Source organism: Fluviicoccus keumensis, assembly GCF_004217445.1.
GTDB lineage: Bacteria > Pseudomonadota > Gammaproteobacteria > Pseudomonadales > Moraxellaceae > Fluviicoccus > Fluviicoccus keumensis.
In genome coordinates this window covers 246588-271119 of sequence record NZ_SHKX01000010.1, presented here as the reverse complement: position 1 = coordinate 271119, position 24532 = coordinate 246588, and the positions used below count along the sequence as shown (strand labels likewise).

Below are 24532 nucleotides of genomic sequence, written 5' to 3'. Positions count from 1 at the left end.
GCTCCCGGCGCCGCAATCAGCCGAAAAAACGCTCCCGCGACAGGCCATGGCGGTCGTCGTGTCGGTCAGGAAGGTTTTGTCGGTCTGTGTTAGTGTGAAAGAGTGCGCAAAACACAATCTATTGTGTGTCTTTGCTGGATGGGGCACAAAATAAGGCGTTTTTGACCCTGATGCAAGAGTTCAGGCCTGTGGATGAATCTGTGGATAAGTGGAGGGTGAAATTTGATCACGAATCGAATTTCAATTGAATTTCCCGGAGCTTGGTCAACATGGGGTTGTGGATAACCTGATGAAACGAAAATGTAAAAAAATATATTCCTGACGAGCGGCTTGCGGGGCTTTGGTGAGCCAATGGTAGTCTTTTCGTGAAACCACCCTTGGGGTGTTGCCGGGAATTAACTATCATCGGCAGCACCCGTACATAGAACAGACAGGAAATGACCATGAGTCAAACCGAAGAAAAGCTGCCGCGCATCCTGATCGTCGAAGATGACGAGCGTCTGGCAACCCTGACTCAAGAGTATCTGATCCGTAACGGCATGGAAGTCGGCATCGAAACCGATGGCAATCGCGCCATCCGCCGCATCATTTCCGACCAGCCGGACCTGGTGGTGCTGGATGTAATGCTGCCCGGCGCCGACGGCCTGACCATCTGCCGCGAGATTCGTCCGCATTACCATCACCCTATCCTGATGCTGACCGCGCGCACCGATGACATGGATCAGGTGCTGGGGCTGGAAATGGGCGCCGATGACTATGTCGCCAAGCCCGCCCAGCCGCGCGTGCTGCTGGCCCGCATCCGCGCGTTGTTGCGCCGTTCCGACAAGATCAGTGATGATGAAACGCCGCAGCGGCTGGAGTTTGATGACCTGGTGATCGACAACGGCGGCCGCTCGGTGACGCTGGCCGGGAACCCGGTGGAATTCACCAGCGCCGAGTACGACCTGTTGTGGCTGCTGGCCTCCAACGCAGGCCGCATCCTGTCCCGCGAGGACATTTTCGAGCGCCTGCGCGGCATTGAATATGATGGCCAGGATCGTTCGATCGACGTGCGTATCTCGCGAATCCGCCCCAAGATCGGTGACGATCCCGACAATCCCCGCCGCATCAAGACGGTGCGCAGCAAGGGCTACCTCTTCGTCAAGGAGTCGGTCGCCGGTTAAGCGGCGGCCGTGTGCCCGGGCCCGCTGTTACAGCGGGCCTTTTCATTCCAATGCACCACCCCGAGGTATTCCGCGTGATCGTGATCCGCCCCCCCAGCAGTATCTTTGTACGCATTTACGGCGGGCTGCTGATTGTGATCAGCACCGTCGCCATTTGCGCGTACCTGATATTGCAGGTCCTGAATGAGCAGCGTGCGGCGGATTACCGTGAAAAAATGGCGACCGGCTTCTTCCACCTGATTTCGTTGGGGGTGGCGCGCCAGCCATCGGGGCCGGCGCGCGACGCCTGGCTGCAGGAAGCCGGGCAGTTGATGAACAATGAACTGAGTCTGGTCAAGAATGTTCCCGCCCTGAATTTCAGCAGTGATGAGCTGGATTCCCTGTCAGCCGGTCGGGTCGTGCTGCGTCTGGATGTGCCGCATAACGCGGCGGATATCTACGTGCGGGTTCCGGGTGAAAAGGAAGTCTATCTGAAAGCCCGCATGAGCAAGGTGTCCGAGCAGCAGGCCAAGGCCATGGCCGTGTTCCTGCTGGACGACCTGGAACAGTTCCGGGGGCAGGAAGCCAAGCGTCTGAAGGAGTTGCAGCCCTATTTCGCGTTCCCGTTGTCGATGGTGCCGCTGGAGTCGGTGGGGCTGGAGCCGGACCAGCGCGCCCGCATCAAGCGCAATGAGGTGGTGATTGCGCTGAAAGAAGGGGCGGGAACCCGTAATTCGTCAATCCGCATCATTGCGCCCGCCATGTATCCCGGGCAGGTGCTGGTCATGGGGCCGATGTACCTCTTTGAATGGATGCCGGTGAAGTTGCTGCTAATTGTCTGTGCGGTCAGCCTGGGCATCATTACGGTGGCGGCCTACTTCATCATTCATCCGCTGGAAAAGAAGATCAAGACCGTGGAACAGGCGGTTCGCCACATCCGCGCCGGGGATCTGGGCGCGCGCGCCAATGTTGACGGCCGTGACGAAGTCAGCCAGTTGGCCTTTGCTTTCAACAGCATGGCCGAACATATCCAGCGGCTGATCGATTCCCAGCGCGAACTGACCCGGGCGGTGTCCCATGAGTTACGCACGCCGGTCGCCCGCATCCGTTTCGGCATGGAAATGATGGCGGATACGGAAGAGCTGGAAGCCCGTCTGGAGCAGTTGACCGAACTGGATCATGATATTGACGAGCTGAACAAGCTGATTGATGAAATCCTGACGTACGCCAAACTGGAACAAGGCATTCCGGTCCTGAATTTTGAAACGGTGGATCTGGGGTCGTTGCTGGCCCGCGTCGCCAAGGAAACATCCGCGCTGGGGCTGCCGGCCCGGGTCGAATACCGGGTGTTGTCGGATGCTGCCGAAGTCGAGGCCGAGGCGCGCTACCTGCACCGGGTGTTGCAAAATCTGGCGGGGAATGCCGGACGCTATGCGCAGTCGCGAATTTTGCTGACGGCGTGGGTTGAGGACGGCTGGGCTCATGTCGCGGTTGAAGATGACGGTCCCGGTATTCCTGAAAAGGATCGCGAGCGTATCTTCCAGCCGTTCACCCGTCTGGATGACAGCCGGACGCGCGCTTCCGGCGGTTACGGCTTGGGCTTGTCAATTGTGTCGCGCATCGCCTTCTGGTTTGGCGGTCAGATTACGGTGGGACAGAGCGATACGCTGGGCGGCGCCCGTTTCGAGATGTCCTGGCCGGAAGTGCAGAAGCGCCGTAACAAACTGCCGCGAAATTAACAGCCGCTTTACATGAAGTTGACAACGCCGCTACAGATGGGCGGCGGGGTCTGGCGCATACTGAACCAATGAAGCGATCATGTTCTCCTCCCAATGCGTTGTTTCTGGATGTACCCCTGTTAAGCCCGCCTAGAGCGGGCTTTTTTTTGGCCGGGATTTCCGGGAGAAGGGGGATTTACAGGGAGGATTGCGGGTCCGCCTCGTAGGCATCCATGTTGTGCAGGGCGGTGATGACGTTCCGGTGCATGTCGATGGATTCCCGAGGGTTGTCGCGAATAGCCAGTAAGGCGCTTTTCAGGGTGGTCGACCGGGTATCGATCAGGCCGACAACCGTCGTGGCGCTCAGGCGTACTTCCGGCGAGGGATCATTCAGCGCCTGATAGAGGTAGCCTTCCAGCGTGGCGTAATCGTCCCATTGCAACAGTTGCAGCAGCGCCTGGGAGCGAACGTCATTATCCGTGGAGGTCAGTAACCGGTGCAGCCCGGACGAGATTTCCGTATCCGTACCGTAGAGGTCAATGGGGGCATCCATGCGGGCCAGCAGACGCAGCAGCAATTCCGGGGATTGCTCCTCCTTCAGCAGTAATGCGACTTGTTGGTGAACTGTCGGGTCGGTCATGGAAAAACTGGTGATCAGATCAATCCCGACGCGGCGTAGCCGGATATCCGATTGCTCCAGCAGTACATTCGCCAGCCGCAATCCCTGTCCGGAGTCCCGATCGGCGAGCAGTGACCGGATCCGGTACAACCCCTCTTCGTCTCCGGCGTTCGCCAGACGCTGGATCAGGGCCATGATCTGGGCATCGGAGTGTCCGGTAGGGGGCAAGGCTGCTTGCCGGTGGGCGGTAACGAGGGTTGAAACCGGGGGGGCGGGCATGTTGTCCGCGACAACGGCCTGGGTGTGTGTGCGGTAGGACGCGGCGCTCGGCTCGGGTGCGTTTGGCGACAACATCCAGAGCAGGGCTGGCACTGTCAGGGTCACTCCGGCCAGAAGACGAACAGAAAAGACAGGGCTCATGGTTGGAATTCCTTAAAAGCCGCCGGCCAATGATGGAATTTTTATGGCGACCGGCATGATTCGGGGAGGTTAACCACGGAATCAGGGGATGATCGTATTGAGGAATGCCAAGGGATTTCCGTGAATCCGGTCACAGAATGGGGAGGGGGAGACTGATGGTAGCAAAAGGGGGATGACGGGCATAAAAAAACCCGCACGAGGCGGGTTTTTTACATCAGGACGGCTTACGCCATGGCCTTGATGTGGCCGTTCAGGCGGCTCTTGTGGCGAGCGGCCTTGTTCTTGTGAATGATGCCCTTGTCGGCGATACGGTCAATCACGGGAACAGCGGCAGTGTAAGCAGCGGAAGCGGCAGCCTTGTCGCCGGAAGCGATGGCGGCAACGACCTTCTTGATGTAGGTACGCACCATGGAACGCAGGCTGGCGTTATGCTTGCGTTGCTGCTCGTTCTGGCGCGCACGCTTCTTGGCTTGTGCAGAATTGGCCACGGTGGCACTCCTAAAATTAAGTCGGTTGCGGGTAACTAATACCCAAAATCAGGCGGGCGATTTTGCCTAGCTCTCATCCCCAAGTCAAGGGTGCCGAGTGTTTTTTAGTGATTTTGACAGGTCAATTCGCTACTATCACCAGCCTCGCGTTTCACTCAGCCAATGGTTCACTGATGTCGTCTTCGCCCGTAGTGCCTGCCGGAAACCCGCCGCCCGCCAAGAAAGGAGGCCTGTGGCGCTCCACGCTGGTGGTCAGCGCCATGACCATGCTCTCCCGCATCCTCGGTCTGGTGCGCGACATGGTGTTGTTGAATGTCTTCGGCGCCGACAAGCTGATGGACGCCTTCCTCGTCGCTTTCAAGATTCCCAATTTCCTGCGTCGTCTATTTGCGGAGGGCGCGTTTGCCCAAGCGTTTGTGCCGGTGTTGTCGGAATACAAGACGCAGCAGGGCGATGATGCCGTGCGACTGCTGGTCAGCAAGGTCGCCGGGTCGCTGACGTTGATCTTGTCCATTATTACCGGTCTGGCGATGATCGGCGCGCCGGTGATCATCTTCCTCTTTGCTCCTGGCTTCCGCGGGGACGAGCTGAAGTTCAACTTGGCCTCCGATCTGTTGGTGTTGACCTTTCCTTATTTGTTGATGATTTCGCTGACGGCATTTGCCGGCGGCATCCTCAACAGCTATGGCCGCTTCGGTGTTCCTGCATTCACCCCGGTGATGCTGAACGTGACCATGATCGGCGCGGCCTGGTGGCTGGCGCCGCATATGGATGTGCCGGTCATGGCGCTGGGCTGGGGAGTGATGATGGCGGGGGCGGTGCAGCTGGCCATGCAGATTCCTTCTTTGCGCCAGCTCAACATGCTGCCGCGTTTCCGGGTCGATTTTGCCGACACCGGCGTGAAAAGGATCCTGAACCTGATGGTGCCCGCCATGTTCGGCGTCTCGGTCAGCCAGATCAACCTGCTGCTGGACACCATTCTGGCGTCCTTCCTGGTAGAAGGCTCGGTGTCCTGGCTATATACGGCCGAGCGCCTGACCGAGCTGCCGCTGGGCCTGATCGGCATCGCCATCGCCACGGTCATCCTGCCGTCGCTGTCCGCCAAGTATGCCGAGAAGTCCCATGAGGAGTTCAGCGCCATGCTCGACTGGGCGCTGCGGGTGATTGTCATGGTCGGCCTGCCGGCGTCGCTGGCGATGCAGGTGCTGGCCGAGCCGATGGTGGCGGCACTGTTCCATCATGGCAAATTCACCGAGAACGATGTGATGATGTCGGCCGGGGCGCTGAAGGCCCTGTCCGGCGGCATTCTGGCGTTCATGCTGATCAAGGTGTTCGCTCCCGGTTATTTCGCCCGTCAGGATACCAAGACGCCGGTGAAGATCGGCATTATCGCCATGGTCAGCAACATGGTGTTCAACCTGATCCTGGTCTGGCACCTCAAGCATGTCGGCCTGGCGCTGGCCAGCACGCTGTCGGCCTTCCTGAATGCCGGACTGCTGTACTGGGGGTTGCACCGTCAGGGCGTATTCCGCCTGCAGCGGCATTGGATTGCGCTGGGCAGCCGCTACTTCATCGCCAATGCCGCCATGGTGGGGTTGCTGGTGTGGATGACGCCGCCGACAGCCGAGTGGATGCACATGCACGGCTGGCTGCGGGTATTCTGGCTGCTGGGCATTTGTGTGGCGGGGGGTGTGTCCTATCTGGCGGCGCTGACCCTGACCGGCTTCAAGTGGCGTGACTTGCGCCACTAATTCCTTATACTTGCTCTTTCGTCCGCCGGGCGGACTTCCGTCATAAGAAGCCGCCCGTCCATCAGGGTATTCAGACACGCAGACCGGCATGAAACTCCTTCGCAACTGGCAGCATCCCCAGCAGCTGACCCCGACCGTCGTCACCATCGGCAATTTCGATGGCGTGCACTGCGGCCACCGCGTCATGCTGCAACGTCTGGTGGAGCAGAGCCATGCCGAGGGACTGGCCAGCGTGGTGATGATCTTCGAGCCGCAGCCGCTGGAGTTCTTCCTCAAGGACAAGGCTCCGGCGCGCATCATGTCGTGGCGGGAAAAGGTGGACGTGCTGCGCGATTGCGGGCTGGATTATGTCTTTCTGGCGCGTTTCGACCAGGAGTTCCGTTCACTGACCGCCCGCGCCTTTATCGAGCGGCTGCTGGTTAAACAGCTGAACTGCCGTCATCTGGTGATCGGCGATGATTTCCGCTTCGGCTGTGACCGCTCCGGCGACTTTGCGCTGTTGCAGCAGGCCGGGCAGGAGTTTGGCTTTCAGGTCGAGCAGACGCCCACCGTCAGCCTGGCCGAGGACCGGGTCAGCTCCACCCGCATTCGTCAGGCGATCCAGTCCGGTGATTTTACGCTTGCTGAACATTTGCTGGGCCGTCCGTTCATGATCAGCGGCCACGTCCGCCACGGCGACAAGATCGGCCGCACGCTGGATTTTCCCACCGCCAACCTCAGCTTGAACCGGCAGGTGTCGCCGCTGGCCGGCATTTATGCGGTGAAGGTGCATGGTCTGGGGGACAAACCCCTGCTCGGCGCGGCCAATGTCGGCACGCGCCCGGCGGTCAACGGCCGCGAAAACCGGATTGAAGTACACATTCTCGATTTCAAGGGCGACATTTATGGTCGCCGCATTGGCGTGGAGTTTTGCCACAAGCTGCGCGCCGAAACCAATTTCCCGTCTCTGGATGCCTTGAAGGCCGCCATCGCCAACGATGTGCTGGCCACCCGCGCCTATTTTCAGCGAGTTGAACATGACTGACGCCAAACCCGACTACAAGACCACGCTTAACCTGCCGGAAACCGGCTTTGCCATGAAGGCCAGCCTCGCCACGCGTGAAGCCGCCTGGGTCAAGGACTGGCAGGAAAACAAGCTCTATGCCCGCATCCGCGAAGCGCGCGCCGGGGCGCCGAAGTACATCCTGCATGACGGCCCGCCCTACGCCAACGGCGATATCCACATCGGTCATGCCGTCAACAAGATCCTCAAGGACATCATCCTCAAGTCGAAGACGCTGTCCGGCTTTGACGCGCCCTATGTGCCGGGCTGGGACTGCCACGGCCTGCCGATCGAGCTGAATGTCGAGAAGAAATACGGCAAGGCGGGTGACAAGGTCACGGCCAAGGAATTCCGCAAGCATTGCCGCGAGTTCGCGCAGGGGCATGTCGAGAAGCAGAAGGCTGATTTCCAGCGTCTGGGCGTGCTGGGCGATTGGGAAAATCCGTACCTGACCATGAACTTCCAGCAGGAAGCCGACATCATCCGTGTGCTGGGCAAGATTGCCGCCAACGGCCACCTGCACAAGGGCCTGAAGCCGGTGCACTGGTGCATGGACTGCGGCTCGGCGCTGGCGGAAGCGGAAGTGGAATATGAGGACAAGCAGTCCCACGCCGTGGATGTTGCGTTTGCCGTCCGCGATACCGCCGAATTCGCCAAGCGCGCCGGTCTGGCGCAGGCCCCGGCCTCGGCGGACTTCGTGATCTGGACCACCACGCCGTGGACGTTGCCCGCCAACCAGGCGGTGTCGCTACATCCGGAGCTGGAGTACGTGGTCGTTCAGGCCGCCATCGACGGTCAGACGCGTACGCTGGTGCTGGCGAAGACGCTGGCTGACGGCGCGCTGGAACAGTACCGCGCCGAGAATCCGGTGATTCTGGCGACCGTGCCCGGTCAGGCCTTTGAACATCTGTCCCTGCAGCATCCGTTCTATGAGCGGATCGTGCCGGTGATTGTCGGTGAACACGTGACCGCCGACGCGGGCACCGGCGCCGTGCACACCGCGCCGGGCCACGGTCATGACGACTTTGTCATCGGCAACGTCTACGGTCTGCCTGTGGATAATCCTGTGGATAACTCCGGGGTGTTCCTGCCGAACACGCCGCTGTTCGCCGGCCAGCACGTCAACAAGGCCAACGTGCCGATCATCGAGACGCTCAAGGCCAACGGCCGCCTGCTCTGCCACAAGAAGATCACCCACAGCTACCCGCACTGCTGGCGGCACAAGACGCCCATCATTTTCCGCGCCACGCCGCAGTGGTTCATCAGCATGGAACAGAAGGGCCTGCGTGATGACGCCATGAAGGCGATCGACGAGGTGCAGTGGCTGCCCGACTGGGGCAAGGCCCGCATCGTCTCGATGATGAATAACCGTCCGGACTGGTGTATTTCCCGTCAGCGCAACTGGGGCGTACCCATCGCCCTGTTCGTACATAAGATCAGCGGCGAGCTGCACCCGAAGACCCTCGACCTGATCGAGCAGGTTGCACAACGTGTTGAGCAAGAAGGCATTGACGCCTGGTGGGATGTCGACGCCGCCGAACTGCTGGGTGCGGAAGCCGCCGATTACGACAAGGTCAAGGATACGTTGGACGTGTGGTTCGATTCCGGGGCCACCCATTCCTGCGTGCTGACCCGCCGTCCCGATCTGCAATATCCGGCCGACCTCTATCTGGAAGGCTCCGACCAGCATCGCGGCTGGTTCCAGTCCTCTCTGCTGGTGGCCCTGTCCGCCAATGGCAACAAGCCCTACAAGACGGTGCTGACCCACGGCTTCACCGTCGACGGCCAGGGCCACAAGATGTCCAAGTCCAAGGGCAACGTCGTCGCCCCGCAAGACATCATGAAGACGCTGGGCGCGGACATCATCCGCCTGTGGGTTGCCGCCACGGACTATCGCGGTGAAATGTCGGTGTCGAAGGAAATCCTGGAGCGCATGTCGGACAGCTACCGCCGCATCCGCAACACCATGCGTTTCCTGCTGGCCAACCTCAACGGCTTCGACCCCGCGCAGCATCTGGTCGCCAACGAAGATATGCTGGCGCTGGACCGCTGGGCGGTGGACCGCGCCTGGCAGGTGCAGCAGGAAATCCTGGCCGCCTACGAGTCCTTCGAATTCCACCAGATCTACCACAAGCTGCACAACTTCTGTTCGCTGGACCTGGGCAGCTTCTACCTCGACATCATCAAGGACCGCCAGTACACCACCCAGCGTGACTCGCTGGCGCGGCGTTCGGCGCAGACGGCGCTGTTCCACATCATTGAAGCCGTGGTGCGCTGGATTGCCCCGATCCTCAGCTTCACCGCCCACGAAATCTGGCAGGAGTTGTCGGGCGAGCGGGCCGGGTCCGTATTCCTGGCTGACTGGTATCAGGGCCTCGCGCCGTTGACTGGCGAATCCGGCGTGCTCAGCCGCGGCTACTGGGATCAGGTCATGGCGGTGAAGACGGCCGTCAACAAGGAAATCGAGGAAGCCCGCAACCGCAAGGAAGTCGGCTCCGGCCTGTCGGCGGAGGTGGACCTGTATGTCGCTCCGGCGCTGAAGCAGCATCTGGCGGTGCTGGGCGATGAACTGCGCTTCGTGCTGATCACCTCCGCCGCCCGTCTCAATGACGAAAGCGACGCCGGTCAGGCCACCGATGTTGCCGGATTGCGGGTGAAGATCACGCCGTCCGCCTTCACCAAGTGCGTGCGTTGCTGGCACTACCGCGCCGATGTCGGCAGCCATCCCGAGCATCCGGAAGCTTGTGCCCGCTGCGTGGAAAACGTTGCCGGCGCCGGTGAAAAGCGCCTGTTTGCCTGAAACTCCCGTTCGCCCTTCCCGGCGGGGGAGGGCGACCTCTAGCGGAACGATGTCATGCCTTCCAAGGTGAATCTGAAAAACCTGCACTGGCTCTGGCTGGGCGTGGTGGTTTTTGTGCTCGACCAATGGTCGAAGACCTATTTCGAACGCTTGCTGGATCATGGTCAGTCCATTGACCTGCTGCCGGTGTTCAGCTGGACGCTGGCCTACAACACTGGCGCGGCCTTCAGCTTCCTGCACGACGCGGGCGGCTGGCAGCGCTGGTTCTTCATCGTGCTGGCGATCAGTGTCTGCGCCGCGATGGTGGTCTGGCTGTCCCGTCTGCCCGCGAATGCCCGCTGGCTGATGGCGGGCATCGGCCTGCTGGTCGGCGGCGCGCTCGGCAATGTCTATGACCGCTTTACCCTGGGCTATGTCATCGACTTTATCCACGTGCATTACCAGACCTGGCATTTTCCGGCCTTCAATGTTGCCGATTGCGGCATTACCGCTGGCGCGGCGTTGCTGGTGATCGACTCCCTCTTTCTTGAACCCAAACGTCAGGCGGCGGCATCATGATTCCCGACAACTCCCTCCAGCGTATCGGCCCCGGCAAGACGGTCAGCCTGCATTTCTCGGTCTGCCTGGCCGACGGCCAGTTGCTGGATTCCACCCGCGAACGTCCGGAACCGGCGGTTTTTACCGTCGGCGATGGCAATCTGGCGCCGGGCTTTGAAAAGGCCATCTTCGGCCTGAAGGCGGGTGACCGCCGTTCGGTGCTGATCCCGTCCGCCGACGCCTTCGGCGACTGGCAGCCCGGCAACGTCCAGACCTTCGAGCGGCACCGGTTTGTGGATACCGAACTGGCGGTCGGCCTGATTGTCTCCTTCGCCGACAAGAGCAAGTCCGAGCTGCCCGGCGTGGTCAAGGAATTGCATGAGGAAACCGTGGTGGTGGATTTCAATCACCCCCTGGCCGGGCGGGACTTGCTTTTTGAGGTCGATATAATTAGTGTGCGCGATGCCGATGCACAACCGTTCACAATAAAAGCATGAGGGCGAAGAATATGGAAATCAGGCTGGCCAACCCTCGCGGCTTCTGTGCGGGTGTGGATCGTGCTATCGCCATTGTCAATCGCGCCCTCGAAGTCTTCGGCCGTCCCATCTATGTCCGTCATGAAGTGGTCCACAACAAGTTCGTGGTGGATGACCTGCGCCAGCGCGGTGCGGTTTTTGTCGATGAGCTCGAACAGGTTCCCAACGGGGCCATTGTTATCTTCAGCGCCCACGGGGTATCCCGGGCCGTTCAGGAAGAGGCCTCGCTGCGCGGGCTGAAGGTTTTTGACGCCACCTGCCCGCTGGTGACCAAGGTTCATATGGAAGTCACCCGCTATGCGCGGCAAGGAGTTGAAGCCATCCTGATCGGACATGCCGGCCACCCGGAGGTTGAAGGCACCATGGGCCAGTACGATACCGGTTCCGGCGGCGCCATCTATCTGGTTGAAAATGAAGAGGATGTGTCCCGCCTGGCGGTCCGCGACCCCTCCAACCTGGCTTTCGTGACCCAGACAACGCTTTCCGTGGATGATACCGCGCGGGTGATTGATGCCCTGCGCGCCAGGTTTCCCGAGATACAGGGGCCACGCAAGGATGATATCTGCTATGCCACCCAGAACCGGCAAGATGCCGTCAAGACCCTGGCGGGGGATTGCCAGGTAGTGCTGGTGGTTGGCTCTCCCAATTCCTCTAACTCCAACCGCTTGCGAGAGCTGGCCGAGCGCATGGGAGCCCGAGCCTATCTGATAGACAATGCCGATCAGATTCAGGCGGAGTGGCTGCAGGGTGTTGCTTCAGTGGGGCTGACGGCCGGCGCCTCGGCGCCGGAAATCCTGATCCAGCAGGTGGTAATGCGTCTGCAGGAGTGGGGCGGCCGATCCCCGGAGGAGATTACCGGGCGCGAGGAGAATGTGGTTTTCTCGATGCCCCGGGAACTGCGTATACCGCTCGTGAATGAGGAGTAGTTGACAATTTTTGTCACTCGGGCATACAAAAGCCCCGATTGTCTGCACGGACTTGTGGACAAGAAGCATTCTTACTAACTTCAATAACAAGAAAAGGCCATGCCTTCCAGGGTTGATATTTCATGATCAGGCAAAGCGGTTTCACACTTCCGGAGTTGATGGTCACCGTCGCGATTCTGGCCATTATCGGCTCGCTCGCGATACCGTCAATCCGTGACTTTCAGTCGAATGTCCGGATGTCCACGACAGCCAATCTGCTTGCCGTTTCCTTGAAAGATGCCCGATCCAAGTCCATCACCACCCGTCGGAACGTGGTGGTTTCGGTCGTCAATACCACGACCGGTTGGCGCGGCGGCTGGCAGACAGCCTTCCAGACACCTTTGGCCACCGATCCTGCAAACCCGCTTGAAGGTCAGGATATCCCGGTCAATATCACCATCGGCCCCAACCCGGTATTACTGACCATGACAATGACCGGTTCGACCGGGCAGGTCACCCGGGCGGACGGCACCGTGCTGAACATGGTGTTTACCGTCTGTGATTCCGGCCGTACGGGTGAGCTTGGCTATAACGTGATGATCAACCAGTTCGGACGGGTGGCTGTGATGCGTCACACGGCAGTCACCACATGCGGCACCTAGGAGAGCAATAGTGAACGTCAGTAGCTCAATGACATTACAGCGAGGAGTGGGCCTGATTGAGGTCATGGTGGCCCTCCTGCTTCTGGGGATAGCGGTTGTGGGTTTTGCCGCCCTGCAGGTGCGCGCGGTCGGCAGCACGCATGATGCCTATTTCCGTACTCAAGGAATGGCGATTGCCCAAGAAGTGGCCGAGCGGCTGCGGGCCAACAGCAACGCCACTTTCGCCATCAATGCCGTGGCGACCTACCGTGCAGGTTCCACGGGCGGAGTATCGGATACCCAGTGCATCACCAATACCTGCACCCCGACACAGATGGCCCAATTCGATATCGCCAACCTCAACACGCTGGCGGCCTCCACCCTGCCGAACGGTCGCTTTGCCGTGGTGCCTTGCACCAACGCCACCAATAGTTGTGTGTTGGTTTCGTGGAATCTGACGTCGCCGACCGTCGGCAACACCACCACGGACTGCATGTCCACCGGCGGTAGCTATATCCTGAATGCGGATTGCATGATGCTGGAGATTTATTAATGAAAGCATCCTTCCGTAACAAGGGCTTTACCCTGATCGAACTGATGGTTTCGCTGGCCATCGGCCTGCTGGTTGCGCTGGCCGCGACCCAGTTGTTCGTCGCTAACCAGCAAAGCTTCAACCTGCAGCGCGGCATGGGTGACGTACAGGACAACGGGCGTTTTGCCCTCGATTTCATGGGCCATGACATTCGTCTGTCTGGCGCAAAGGCCTCCGAATTCCGGCTGGCCAACTCCAAGTACTCCAGACGGGCTGTTGTTTCCACGATAACCGACTCGGCGGTAGCCGACGCCACCCTGCTGAGTCTTGACGGCAGTAGCGCCTTGGGGATTGGGCCGGCCAGCGATCAGCTGACGATCCAGCATACCTCGCTGGATGACAATAACCGGGATTGCGAGGGCAATGTCGCCCCCTTCAACAGCGTGATTGTGAACCGTTACTTCATCCGGGCGGATAATGCGTCAAATACGCCATCCGCCTTGGCCTGTGATGGCGGTTACTACGATCCGGATACCGGCGTGGTGACGGCTATCGGCGATGCCGGCGTCGTCCTGCTGTCCGGTGTGGATAGTTTCCAGGCCCTTTATGGCATCAATAACGGCGGTGCAACCAGTTGCGTGCCGGTGCGCTATGTGACGGCGGCTCAATACAACGCGCTGCCCAATGCCGCAACCACCATTATTCTGGCCGTCAAAATCGGACTTGTTGTCCGGTCGCAGGACACGACGGGCGGCCTGCCGGCGTCACCAGCCTTCCAGGTGCTGGACGCCGCCATCCCGGCAACAGCGGTGCCCCGCGATGGGCGAATCCGCCGGTTGTTTACAGCAACGATGGCGCTGCGAAACGCCGTGCCTTCAGACTGCTGACAAGAGGAGTAGAGACAGTGAGCTTCCGAACCGAGGAATACATCCGATCGCCGGGCGGCAAACAAAGAGGCGCCACGCTGATCGTTGTCATGCTGGTGCTGGTTGTCCTGACCGTTCTGGGCGTCAGTGCGATGCGTATGGGCTTGTCCAACCTGAACGTGGCCACGAACAGTCAGGTAGGCAATCTGTTGTACCAGTCCTCCGATGCCGGGTTGTATTACCTGATGCGGCTGGATCCCCTCAAGGAAGCGGTACCGGGCGGCGCCTTGGCCGTGGTCAACCTGCCGGGTCGTGAAGACATGTTCTGCATGCGCATGAAGGGGGCTACTCCGTCTTTGAAGGCGGGAGTCTGTGACCCTGCGGTGACGGATGACTTCATGAGCGGCCGGAATGCCGTGCTGACCCAGGTGTATGTAAAAAGCAGCCAGATTGATACCGCCCCCACGCTGGGGAACGATCTGGATAACCTGAATCAGTCATTGACCATGACTTCGACGGCTGTGCTGCCCGCATTCGGTTCCGCGACGACGGCAACCATCAAGGGGTGTCTGGCGTTGCCCGGTGACGACACGGTCGCAGGCAAACTGGCTAATGGCAGTATTTATTATTACGAAGATCCGGCGGTTGTGTCCGCCTCCGAATGCCTGACGACCAATGGCGCCATTTTCACGACATTGGTGGAAGACGTTCAGATCGTCCGGGAACTCAAGTAATTCCATGGTGGTTGCAGGTGGAGAATAAAAGTGAAAAACGCTCTTGAAATGAAGGTGCTGCTCTCCGCGAGCGCCTTCGCAACAGTCACCCTGGCCACGTTGCCGGTTTACGCCAGCGATACGGAGGTCTACGTTCAGTCCGTACCCGCCGACCCCAACAACTCGCCCACCTTGATGATGGTGCTGGATACATCAGGCAGTATGGACTGGTGTATGACTAGCGACAACAGCTGCAGTGCGCCCAACCGGCGTATTGATGTGTTGTCCAGTGCCATGAAGAAGATTCTTTACGGCGATGCCGCTACCGGCGTCAAAGCGGCTCCCGGCTTTGTGAAAATGGGCTTCGCCCGTTATATCCCGGCGGCCAATAAGGGCGGCTGGGTGAAATATCCCGCGCGGCCCCTGGATGCCTTTGTCGAAATCAACCCCAACGGCGACGTCACCTCGCCGGTGACGGCGGGTTCGGGCGACGCCATTCAGCCGCTGACCGGCAGCATGACGTCCACGGGGAACGAGTTGTTGATCGGCGGTCCCCTGAATCAGTCGGCCGGACTCTACTTCACCAACCTGATGGTTCCCAAGGGGGCGACCATTCAGGAGGCGCATATCGAGCTGACGGCGGATAATGCCGATTCCGGCCTGTCCACGTGGGAAATTGCGGTGGAAAACACGGCGACGCCCACTGACTATTCCTCGGGCGCCATTTCAGCCCGGAGCTACGGCGCTTCCACCACCTATTCGCCGGATACCTGGGCGGCCGGCACGGCCTACGACATTCCGGTAACGTCCCTGGTGCAAGGCATATCAGACCGCACGGACTGGTGCGGCGGCAATAATATTGCCTTCCGCATCCGCGATATCGGCACCATTCCGACCACCCGTCGCGCCTATTCTTTTGAAGGCGCCGGGTCCACGACCGACAACCAGCCCAAGCTGGTGGTGACCTATCTGATCGATCCGAAGAAAACGGACAGCTGCATCGTCATGAAACGGATCGGGCGCTCTTATCCGGTACGCACGACGCTGGATGACGTGCAGTGGGTGGGCACCAGCAACTCCGTAACCTACAACAACAGTTACAATACGCCCAATACGGTCGCCTCGTCGGGCACCACGCAGGTTGCCGCCCGTTTGCAAGGCGTCGCCATTCCGCCGGGAGTCACCATCGACCGTGCCGAATTGGTGACCACGGTGCGCAGTAACGTAACAGTCAAGCCGACACGGATTGATGCCTACAAGTCGACCAATTTCGGGGCGATGTGTACGGGCAGCAGCACCGTGACCTGTACGCGCCCGACCGGCACCACCACCACGGCGACCACCACCTTCCCGGCAGCCAACACCAGCTATTCCTCCGGCTCGCTGCTGCGCTTCGATGTCAAGAACATCGTCAACGAACTGATCGGGCAGACAGGCTGGGCGGCAGGCAATAGCATGGGTTTCCGCATCCAGAACAACAGTTCGGTAGTGGCCGACAGCGGCACGTTGCAGATTTATGACGCCACCAAGGACCCGACCAAGGCGCCCACGCTGGAAGTTGACTGGACCGAAACAGTGCGTGACCTGTCGAAGCTGATCACCGCCCGGGACGAGTTGGCTAACGAAGTGACACCCGCACAGCTCGCAGTTGCCGGCGGCACCCCGCTGGGCGCCGCGTACGCCGAAGCCACGCTGTATATGTATGGCATGCATACCTCTCATGATACCACCGGCGAAGAGGCCTATATCGACCCGCGCACGGTGGATAGCAACCGGGATTATATTTCCCCGATCGAGACCAGCAGCAGCAAGTGCGGCGCCAACTACATCTTCATGCTGACGGACGGCGACCCCAATGACTTGGCGAACGTCCAGCCGTTGACCAAGCAGATTACGGGCAACACCTGCTCCAATGCAGCGTCGGTGTCGGGTAACGGCAAGGCGTTGAACTGGTATTGCATGTTTGACCTGGCGGCGTTCAATGCCAAGCCGACCAACCCGGTCGGCGTGCGCCTGCGCAGCAATACCGTCCTGTTCGGACCGTTGGCGACCGATGCGGAAGCCAATATGAAGCAAATGGCCGATCTGGGGCAGGGTACTTACTACAAGGCTGGTGATGAGGCTGCGTTGGTGAACGCGCTGTCGGATACATTGAACTCGTTGCTGCTGGCCGGCGCCAGCGTGGCGGCGCCCGGTGTGGCGGTTAACCAGATGAACCGGTTGACCCACTTGAACCAGTTGTATTACGCGGTGTTCGATCCGGAACCCCAGAAGTCCCGTTGGGACGGCAATCTCAAGCGTTACCGCCTGGATCTGGCCAACTCCGCCATCCTGGACAAGAACGGCAACAATGCCGTGGATACCACCACCGGTTTCTTCAAGCAAACCAGCCAGAGTTTCTGGAGCGCGGCGGTTGACGGCGACAAGGCGATTGAAGGCGGTGCGGCTTCACTGCTGGTGCCGGATAACCGCACCCAGTACACCTACATGGGCAGCCTGACCGCCAAGAACCAGGGGCTGACCAAGATCGACCTGAGCAGCAGCACCTTCAACTCGGCCGCCAAGCCGCTGGTAGGGCTGTCGACCGATAACGAATATTACAACCTGATGAACTGGTACCGCGGCTATATCATTCCCAGCCTGAAGGATGGTCTGGTGACTGTGGGTTCCGGGTCGCTGCTGCGTAACCGCATGGGCGCCGGCCTGCATTCCAAGCCGGTGCTGATCAACTACGGTTATGTGCCGAACTCGGACAGCACCCAGCCGGACAATCAGTACAACTATGTGTTCTTCAGCACCATGGAAGGCACGCTGCACGCAATTGAAGCCAAGACCGGTTTGGAGAAGTTTTCGTTCATCCCCGGTGAGAAGCTGTCGGTTCTGCCAACACTGTATGCCAACAGCTCGACGACCCTGCCTGAGTTCGGCATGGATTTGCCCTGGACGGTCTATCGCAAGGACGGCAATTTTGACAACCAGATCAACGGAACCAGTGATGCTGTCTATATCTATGGCGGCATGCGCATGGGCGGCAACAACTACTATGCCATGGATGTGACGAACCTGAATGCGCCCAAGCTGATGTGGGCGATTGATGGCGGCTCCTCCACGGACAGCAACCGTTTCTTGCGGATGGGCCAGACATGGTCGCAGCCGGTGCTCGCCAATATCAAGATCGGTAGCAGCGTCAAGACCGTCGTCATCTTCGGTGGCGGTTATGACCCTCGTCATGAGACGGCCGGTCAGATTTTCACGGGGGCTGATCTGGGTAACCAGCTGTACATCGTGGACGCGCTGGATGGCACCCTGTACTGGAGCGCCAGCGGCACGGCAGCGGATAATCCCTACAAGCTGGTCAACGAAATGACCTACAGCGTCGCCACCGCACCCAAGGTCGTTGACATGAACGGCGACGGCTTGTCCGATACGATCTACTTCGGTGATCTGGGCGGACAACTCTTCCGTGTCGACCTGGATAACGGCCAGCCAGCCGCCAGTATCGCCAAGCGTGTCCGGTTGGTCGCCAAGCTGGGCCAAACCGTGACGGCCGATGTGGCTAACCAGCGCCGTTTCTATGAACCGGCCACGGTGGCGCTGTTTGAAGACAAGGACAATATCAACAACGGCAACCCGTTTGCAGCGGTGGCCTTCGGTTCCGGTTATCGCAGCCACCCGCTGAACGAAAGCACCAAGGATCGGTTCTTCAGTATTCTGGACTTTGATGTGACACGTGCTGACTTGCTGTCGTTGCCTGAAACATCATCCAGCCTGCGCGCGCCGGTTACCGTGAGCGACCTGTCCAAGCTGGATCCCACGACCGGAGCCGGTGCGGACAAGAGCAAGCAAGGCTGGTACATTGAGTTCCCGGATAGTGGTGAAAAGAGTATGGCGCCAGGCCTGATCTTCAGTAACCAGCTGGTCTTCACCACCTATGTTCCGACGGTAGTGAATGGCACCAACAGCTGTACACCGGTGATTGGCCGCACCAAGCTGTATCGCCAGTGCATGCCTTATGGTGGTATCGGTGATACCTGCAGCTGGGAAGGGGATCGTGTACAGGATAACGTCATGATGGGTATCAGCGGTGAGCCCCAGTACGTATTCCAGGCAACAACCTCGGCCTCGGGTGCAACCGAACTGAAGGGTGGTCTGGTGTTGGGTGCGGCGCCTCCGATTCCTCTGGGCGATTACCGGATCTACTTCAAGTCCATGCATCGCTTCCGTGAGAAGAAAAAATAAGCAGTGATCCCAACCCGGGGCGGCCATGTGCCGCCCTTGGGCTTGAAGGGGTTGTCCCAGGCGAAGACCTTGCCTCAACGGATAGGATATTTCGGAGTCATCATGCTCATAACAAAACGCAATAGCGGCTTTACCCTGATCGAACTGATGGTGACGGTATTGGTGATTGCCATCCTGGCAGGCATCGCGATTCCAGCGTACCGCTCATATACCGTTCGGGGTAATCGCGGGGCCATGCAATCCGAGCTCATGCAAATTGCGGCAGGCATGGAGCGTTACCGGGCCCAGCAGCTTTCCTATACCGGCGCTACCTTGCCGATCGTCTATGGCGATACCTTCTATCCTCGCGGCGCACCGGCCGCCAACCGCTTGTATCAGTTGACGCTGGTGATGGCCGCCAATGGTTTGACCTGGACCATTGCCGCGACGCCCTTAAGCGCGCAAAAGAATGATGGCGCCATGATGATTGATAATCAGGGGCGTCGCTGCTGGAATCAGGCGAGTGATACGACCTGCACGCTGGGAGATGCGTCGCAAGTCTGGAGCGCCAAGGCCAAGCAGTAAGCGTTAATGTTTCAGGGGCAGGCAATGGGAAGTCCGTTGCTGCCCTCGTGTTTCCCGTCCTTGTCATCATCGCGCGATGTTCTGGCGCGTCCTCCCCGGTTCAGGATGATCTGTCTTGAATAGCGCGGATCCTTCTCTTCGCGGCAATACGTAAAGGTGCCGTTGCTGGCGTACGAAGCCCCGGTTTGCTCGAAGGTTACCTGGCTGCCGCCAAAGCCCCGCCACGAGATTCTGGATGGCGTGATGTTCAGCGGCGCGTAACTGATCAGGTCTTCGGCTGAATCAATCAGGTTGTTATGGTTGTTGTCGCGGAACATGATGATGCCGACATCCCACTTGCCGTCGCAGCTACGGGCATCCGAACTGCCGCAGAGATTAATGGCCGTGCGCTGCAGGGCCGCTTCACTCCGGGCCTTCAGCACCAGGGAATAGAGTTCGGTTGTTACCCGTTGCGCCTCAAGGCTTTTGAGCAGGTCGCGTGACCAGGGGACAGCGAAGGAGAAGATGAGCGCCGCAATAATCAGGACGATCAGGGTTTCAGGCAGGGTAAAGCCATGCATTTTCATAGAAAAATCCATTTATAGGTATCCCGATTCCGTTCGGGCGCGGTATTTTATTCGAAATAATTCAGGGGTCAACGGGGAATGAAGGTTCTGATTGTCGGCGGCGGCGTTATCGGTTTGATGACTGCCAGAGAGCTGATCAGGGAAGGCATTGACGTTGTGGTGGTCGAACGGGGACAGATCGGAAAAGAGGCATCATGGGCGGGCGGAGGCATCGTATCTCCTCTTTACCCATGGCGTTATTCGGCGGCGGTCACAGCCCTGTCAGGGATGGCACAGTCCCTGTATCCGGCGCTGGCCGAGGCATTGTGGCAGGAAAGCGGCATCAACCCGGAATACTATCCTTGCGGCATGCTGATGCTGGATCCGGATGACGAGGCGGCTGCTGTTGACTGGTCCCGGAACAATCATCGCGAGCACCGCTTGCTGGAATCGCAAGACTTGGCCGGCATGGGCTATCGGAGCCCCGGGTTCCGGCGCGGATTGTGGTTGCCCGGGATTGCCAATATCCGTAACCCGCGACTGATGGCGTCACTCAGGGCATCGCTGGTGGCGCACGGCGCTGAGTTCCGGGAGGCGGCGACAGTCGTCGGCTGGGACCGGGAGGCGGGTCGACTCGGTTCCGTGCGCCTGGCCTCCGGAGAGCGTCTCCATGCCGATGCGTTCATTCTGGCGGCCGGGGCATGGTCGGGGGGACTGCTGACGCAACTGGATATTCAATTGCCGGTGGAACCGGTTAAGGGGCAAATGCTGCTTTATCGCGCGGAACCGGGAGTATTGACGCACATTGCCTTGCATCAGGGGCATTATGTCATTCCGCGGATGGACGGTCACATCCTGTGCGGCTCAACGCTTGAACATACCGGGTTTCTGAAGGAAAGCACACCGGACGCCTTGGCGATGCTTTCCGGGGTTGCGGAAAGCCTGGTGCCTGCGCTGCGGGGCATGAAGCCGGTCGCCCATTGGGCCGGATTGCGTCCGGGAGCGCCGGACGGCATTCCGTTCATCGGCCGGGTCGAGCCCTATGACAATCTATGGATAAATACCGGGCAGTTCCGTAACGGTCTGGTGCTGGCGCCGGCATCAGCCCGACTATTGTCGGCCTTGATGACCGGCAGGCCTCCCGAAATTGACCCCAGCCCATATTCACCGTCCTTGCGTCGGATGGCCTAGCTCTCGCTGTCATCCGTGTCGGAACCATCATCCAGACCCAGCTTTTTCAGCCGGTAGCGGAGTGAGCGGAAGGTCATGCCCAGCTTGCGGGCGGCCGCCGTGCGGTTCCAGCGCGTTTCGTCCAGCGCTTTGAGGATCATGCTCTTTTCCACGGACATCAGGTAATCCTCCAGCGAGTTGCCCGCAGCGGAAGGGTCCAGGGCAGGAACGCTCAAAGGGGTGGGCGTGCCGGCGGCGGCATCATCATGGGACACCTCTTGCAACTGCAAGTGTTCCGGCAAAATGGTGTTGCCGTCGCAGAGAGTGAGCGCCCGCTCCAGGGTATTCTGCAACTCCCGCACGTTGCCGGGGAAAGGGTAGCTTTTCAGTGCTTCTTTCGCGGCGGCGTTCAGGGAGGGCTGTCGGATGCCCCAGTCCGCGCTCAAGCGGCCCAGAAAGGTTTCGGCCAGATAAATGATGTCGTTTCCACGCTCGCGCAGAGCCGGAATACGCACCTGGATCACATTAATCCGATAGAAAAGATCCTGCCGGAAGCGGCCGGCAGCCACTTCCGCCGCCAGATCCTTGTGCGTGGCGCTCAGGATGCGGACGTTGACCGGGATTTCCTTGGAGTGCCCGACCGGGCGAACCGTTTTTTCCTGAATGGTGCGCAGCAGTTTGACTTGCATGGCCAGCGGCAGATCAGCGACTTCATCCAGAAACAAGGTGCCTTCATGAGCGGCCTGGAATAATCCCTGCTTGTCTTCCGTAGCGCCGGTAAAGCTGCCTTTCTTGTGTCCGAAGAATTCGCTTTCCATCAGTTCTGACGGGATGGCGCCGCAATTGACCGGGATGAAGGGTTTGGCGGCCCGAGGCCCCCAATCATGAATCAGGCGCGCGACCACTTCCTTGCCGGTCCCGGATTCGCCGCTGATATAAACCGGCGCCTGGCTGCGCGCCAGCTTGCGAATGGTTTCCTTCAACTCCCGGATGGGCGCCGATTGTCCCAGTAATCGCGCATCTTCTTCCGTGGCGTTCGCCTGGCCGGCCGGGGTTGCCAGCTGGAGGGCGCTGCGGACCAGTTCGCGCAAGTGTCCAAGCTCCACCGGCTTGGAAACAAAGTCAAAGGCGCCGGCCTTGAGGGCGATCACGGCGGTTTCCATGCTGCCGTAAGCCGTGATTACCGCGACGGGTGTTTGCGGGTGATGCTTCTGGATATGCTGGACAAGGTCGATGCCGCTGCCGTCAGGTAGATTCATGTCCGTCAGGCATAGCGCAAAGCGATGCTTCTCCAGCAAGGCGTGCGCCTGCGAAACGGACTCGGCCAGGCAGCAGTCAATCTGCATCCGGTTCAAGGTGATTTCCAGCAACTCCCGAATGTCGGGTTCGTCATCAACAATCAGCGCCAGCGGGTTCATGGTCATATCAATCGGTCCGGATGTGAAAAGGATATGCGGAAACAGCCGCCGCTATCCACGGGAATATAATCAAGATGGGCCTGATTGGCCTCGCAAAGCTCACGCGAAATATAAAGGCCCAGCCCGGTTCCGGTTTTCTCGGTGGTATAAAAAGGCTCGAAGAGGTGCTTCTGCCGCTCCGGCAATACGCCAAGGCCGCCGTCGAGGATGTCCATGAAGGGCAGGTGGCTGATATGGTCCAGGCCGCAGACGATTTTGACGGTATGACACTGGTTGAGCAGTCCGTGATGAATGGCGTTCGACACCAGGTTGGTAGTCACCTGATACAGCTGTTGCGGGTCAAAGCGGACCTCCAGCGCCTCATCGCATGCGGTTTGAATATCAATGTCGGCATGGATGTGACGCATGTCTTCGATAAAAACAGCCAGCCACTCGGACAGACGGATTCGTTCGGGCAGGGATTTGTCGCGGCGTGAAAGCTGCAGGATGCTTTCAATAATGCCGTTAACCCGGACACAGTGCTGCTGGATGATCATCAGCAGGCGCTGATCCGGCCCCGTAATGGAGTTGGACTCCGCCAGCAACTGAGCGGCATGACTGATCGCGCCCAGCGGATTGCGCACTTCATGGGCAATGCTGGCGGTGAGACGCCCCAGTGAAGCCAGCTTCAATTGCTGCGCCTTTTGAATGGTCTGGGCGGTGTTTTCCATGAAAATAATGGTCAGGCTGGCCGGGTTTTGCTGGCCCAGGCTCATGAACGAGACGTGCATTTCCGGGTAGCCCGGCTGGTTCTTGAAGACCAGCGGTCTGGACATCTGGTGTAACTGCCAGGCCAGAAGGCCACTGTCCAGCAATGGGGAAATTTCTTTCAGGTTCACACCAACAAAAACGTTCTCCACACCAAGCAGCTGCCGTGAGGCGTTGTTCATCAGCAGCAGACGCCGTTCACTGCTGACAACCATGATGCCGGTATGCATCCGCTCGACAATCTGCTCGTTGAGCTTCTGCAGGTTGGCGATTTCCTCCGACCGCAGTTGCGCCAAGGCCTCCATTTGCCGGAAGCGCAGGCTGATCAGCTGACTGAATACCGCAACCGTGAAGAAACTGAGTCCCAGCAGCGACGATTGCGCCAGCGTTTGCAGACTCATCCGCTCCGCGTCATCCAGGACGGAGTAGACCTGCTCATAAAGCACGGAGACGGTGGCGACAGCGGCAATCAATGTGCCTTGCTTGCCGGGCAGAAGAATGTTTCCGGCAGTAACGATCACCAGGTACAACACGCTGAGCTGGGCCGACGGGCCGCCGCTGGCGTGCATGATCAGCGTGATCGCGAAAATGTCGATCAGGGTCAGCATGAAGCCCTGAAAGCGGGGTTCGGCGCGCAGCTTTCCGGTCAGCACCAGGCTGAGCGTACAGAGACCCAAATAGCAGACGGCGGCCAGCAAATAGAGTTTCGGGTTGGTGCCGCCCAGGATCGGGTTGTACGGAGAGACCGCGAACAGTGCGACCAACAGCGCGGAGAGCACCAGACGGTAATAGACATAGACCCTGAGCAATCGCCAGTCATTATCACCCTCGGAAAAGCTGGATCGCGTGCTCATGGTTGATCCTTGAGCCATGCGTCCCGATGAGCGGTGCAGCAAAAATAACGGCCCTGCCAGCAGGTGCAGTCCGGCTCGGCGACATGCACGCCGCAATAGCGGCAGGGATGCATGGGGGTGACGGCGGGTTCGTCCCGATGCGGGCCGGCGGGACTGCCCAAACGGCGGATAAAGGAAATGACCAGCCAAACCAGGCTTGCCAGCACAATCAATTTGAGCAAAGCGCCCATCTCGGCCTCTTGATCGGTCTTTTTCAGGGGGTCGCGCTAGTCTATCCTATGCGCT

The 24532-nt window shown here is 59.5% G+C and carries 21 protein-coding genes; 15 read left to right on the top strand and 6 right to left on the bottom strand.

Features of this window, described 5'->3' with window-relative positions; all coding sequences use genetic code 11:
• The first annotated feature begins 443 nt into the window (after positions 1–443).
• A complete protein-coding gene (locus tag EV700_RS02285; protein ID WP_130410735.1) occupies positions 444–1163 on the top strand; it encodes a response regulator in 720 nt (239 codons plus the stop codon).
• Between the two features lie 74 nt (positions 1164–1237).
• Positions 1238–2881: an ATP-binding protein gene (locus EV700_RS02280; RefSeq protein WP_242610166.1), complete on the top strand. Its 1644-nt coding sequence runs from the start codon at positions 1238–1240 to the stop codon at positions 2879–2881.
• A 175-nt stretch (positions 2882–3056) separates the two neighbouring features.
• On the opposite strand, the gene EV700_RS02275 is transcribed toward EV700_RS02280, so the two are convergent.
• Positions 3057–3899: a HEAT repeat domain-containing protein gene (locus EV700_RS02275; protein ID WP_130410733.1), complete on the bottom strand. Its 843-nt coding sequence runs from the start codon at positions 3897–3899 to the stop codon at positions 3057–3059.
• Positions 3900–4123: 224 nt separating this feature from the next.
• Positions 4124–4387: a 30S ribosomal protein S20 gene (rpsT, locus tag EV700_RS02270; RefSeq protein ID WP_130410732.1), complete on the bottom strand. Its 264-nt coding sequence runs from the start codon at positions 4385–4387 to the stop codon at positions 4124–4126.
• A 173-nt stretch (positions 4388–4560) separates the two neighbouring features.
• Between rpsT and murJ the strand changes: the two genes are divergently transcribed.
• From murJ to EV700_RS02210, 12 genes are all read left to right on the top strand, one after another.
• Positions 4561–6138 carry a murein biosynthesis integral membrane protein MurJ gene (gene murJ / locus EV700_RS02265; RefSeq protein ID WP_130410731.1) on the top strand — a complete coding sequence of 526 codons (1578 nt, stop codon included), beginning with the start codon at positions 4561–4563 and terminating at the stop codon, positions 6136–6138.
• An 88-nt stretch (positions 6139–6226) separates the two neighbouring features.
• Positions 6227–7162 (top strand): bifunctional riboflavin kinase/FAD synthetase, encoded by a 936-nt coding sequence (gene ribF / locus EV700_RS02260; RefSeq protein ID WP_130410730.1) that lies wholly within the window; start codon positions 6227–6229, stop codon positions 7160–7162.
• Positions 7155–9980 carry an isoleucine--tRNA ligase gene (ileS, locus tag EV700_RS02255; protein WP_130410729.1) on the top strand — a complete coding sequence of 942 codons (2826 nt, stop codon included), beginning with the start codon at positions 7155–7157 and terminating at the stop codon, positions 9978–9980. Before ribF ends, ileS begins: the two co-directional genes overlap by 8 nt.
• A gap of 54 nt (positions 9981–10034) precedes the next feature.
• A complete protein-coding gene (gene lspA, locus EV700_RS02250) occupies positions 10035–10538 on the top strand; it encodes a signal peptidase II (RefSeq protein ID WP_130410728.1) in 504 nt (167 codons plus the stop codon).
• Positions 10535–11014: an FKBP-type peptidyl-prolyl cis-trans isomerase gene (fkpB, locus tag EV700_RS02245; RefSeq protein ID WP_130410727.1), complete on the top strand. Its 480-nt coding sequence runs from the start codon at positions 10535–10537 to the stop codon at positions 11012–11014. Before lspA ends, fkpB begins: the two co-directional genes overlap by 4 nt.
• A gap of 11 nt (positions 11015–11025) precedes the next feature.
• The gene (ispH, locus tag EV700_RS02240; RefSeq protein WP_130410726.1) at positions 11026–11979 is read left to right on the top strand and encodes a 4-hydroxy-3-methylbut-2-enyl diphosphate reductase; all 954 of its coding nucleotides are present in this window, start codon (positions 11026–11028) and stop codon (positions 11977–11979) included.
• Positions 11980–12101: 122 nt separating this feature from the next.
• Positions 12102–12620, top strand: a complete 519-nt coding sequence (locus EV700_RS02235) for a pilus assembly FimT family protein (RefSeq protein ID WP_130410725.1) — start codon at positions 12102–12104, stop codon at positions 12618–12620.
• Between the two features lie 28 nt (positions 12621–12648).
• Entirely contained in the window at positions 12649–13152 is a 504-nt protein-coding gene (pilV, locus tag EV700_RS02230; RefSeq protein ID WP_423201205.1) for a type IV pilus modification protein PilV, read from the top strand.
• The gene (locus tag EV700_RS02225; RefSeq protein ID WP_130410723.1) at positions 13152–14018 is read left to right on the top strand and encodes a PilW family protein; all 867 of its coding nucleotides are present in this window, start codon (positions 13152–13154) and stop codon (positions 14016–14018) included. The genes pilV and EV700_RS02225 overlap by 1 nt, the downstream gene beginning before the upstream one ends.
• A gap of 17 nt (positions 14019–14035) precedes the next feature.
• Positions 14036–14731 carry a PilX N-terminal domain-containing pilus assembly protein gene (locus EV700_RS02220; RefSeq protein WP_130410722.1) on the top strand — a complete coding sequence of 232 codons (696 nt, stop codon included), beginning with the start codon at positions 14036–14038 and terminating at the stop codon, positions 14729–14731.
• 30 nt (positions 14732–14761) lie between these two features.
• Positions 14762–18949 (top strand): PilC/PilY family type IV pilus protein, encoded by a 4188-nt coding sequence (locus EV700_RS02215; protein ID WP_130410721.1) that lies wholly within the window; start codon positions 14762–14764, stop codon positions 18947–18949.
• 102 nt (positions 18950–19051) lie between these two features.
• Positions 19052–19513, top strand: a complete 462-nt coding sequence (locus tag EV700_RS02210) for a type IV pilin protein (RefSeq protein ID WP_130410720.1) — start codon at positions 19052–19054, stop codon at positions 19511–19513.
• 11 nt (positions 19514–19524) lie between these two features.
• Here the strand turns inward: EV700_RS02210 and EV700_RS02205 are convergent, their stop codons facing one another.
• Entirely contained in the window at positions 19525–20079 is a 555-nt protein-coding gene (locus tag EV700_RS02205) for a GspH/FimT family pseudopilin (RefSeq protein ID WP_165391297.1), read from the bottom strand.
• Between the two features lie 78 nt (positions 20080–20157).
• Between EV700_RS02205 and thiO the strand changes: the two genes are divergently transcribed.
• Positions 20158–21249, top strand: coding sequence for a glycine oxidase ThiO (gene thiO / locus EV700_RS02200; protein ID WP_130410719.1), 1092 nt, complete (start codon positions 20158–20160; stop codon positions 21247–21249).
• Here the strand turns inward: thiO and EV700_RS02195 are convergent.
• The 3 genes from EV700_RS02195 to EV700_RS02185 are packed head-to-tail and all read right to left on the bottom strand — an operon-like array spanning position 21246 to position 24477.
• Positions 21246–22652, bottom strand: a complete 1407-nt coding sequence (locus EV700_RS02195; protein ID WP_278044863.1) for a sigma-54-dependent transcriptional regulator — start codon at positions 22650–22652, stop codon at positions 21246–21248. The genes thiO and EV700_RS02195 overlap by 4 nt on opposite strands.
• Complete coding sequence (locus EV700_RS02190; protein ID WP_165391296.1) at positions 22649–24247, bottom strand: sensor histidine kinase; 1599 nt, start codon at positions 24245–24247, stop codon at positions 22649–22651. Before EV700_RS02190 ends, EV700_RS02195 begins: the two co-directional genes overlap by 4 nt.
• Positions 24244–24477 carry a PP0621 family protein gene (locus EV700_RS02185; protein WP_130410717.1) on the bottom strand — a complete coding sequence of 78 codons (234 nt, stop codon included), beginning with the start codon at positions 24475–24477 and terminating at the stop codon, positions 24244–24246. The genes EV700_RS02190 and EV700_RS02185 overlap by 4 nt, the downstream gene beginning before the upstream one ends.
• Positions 24478–24532 lie beyond the last annotated feature (55 nt).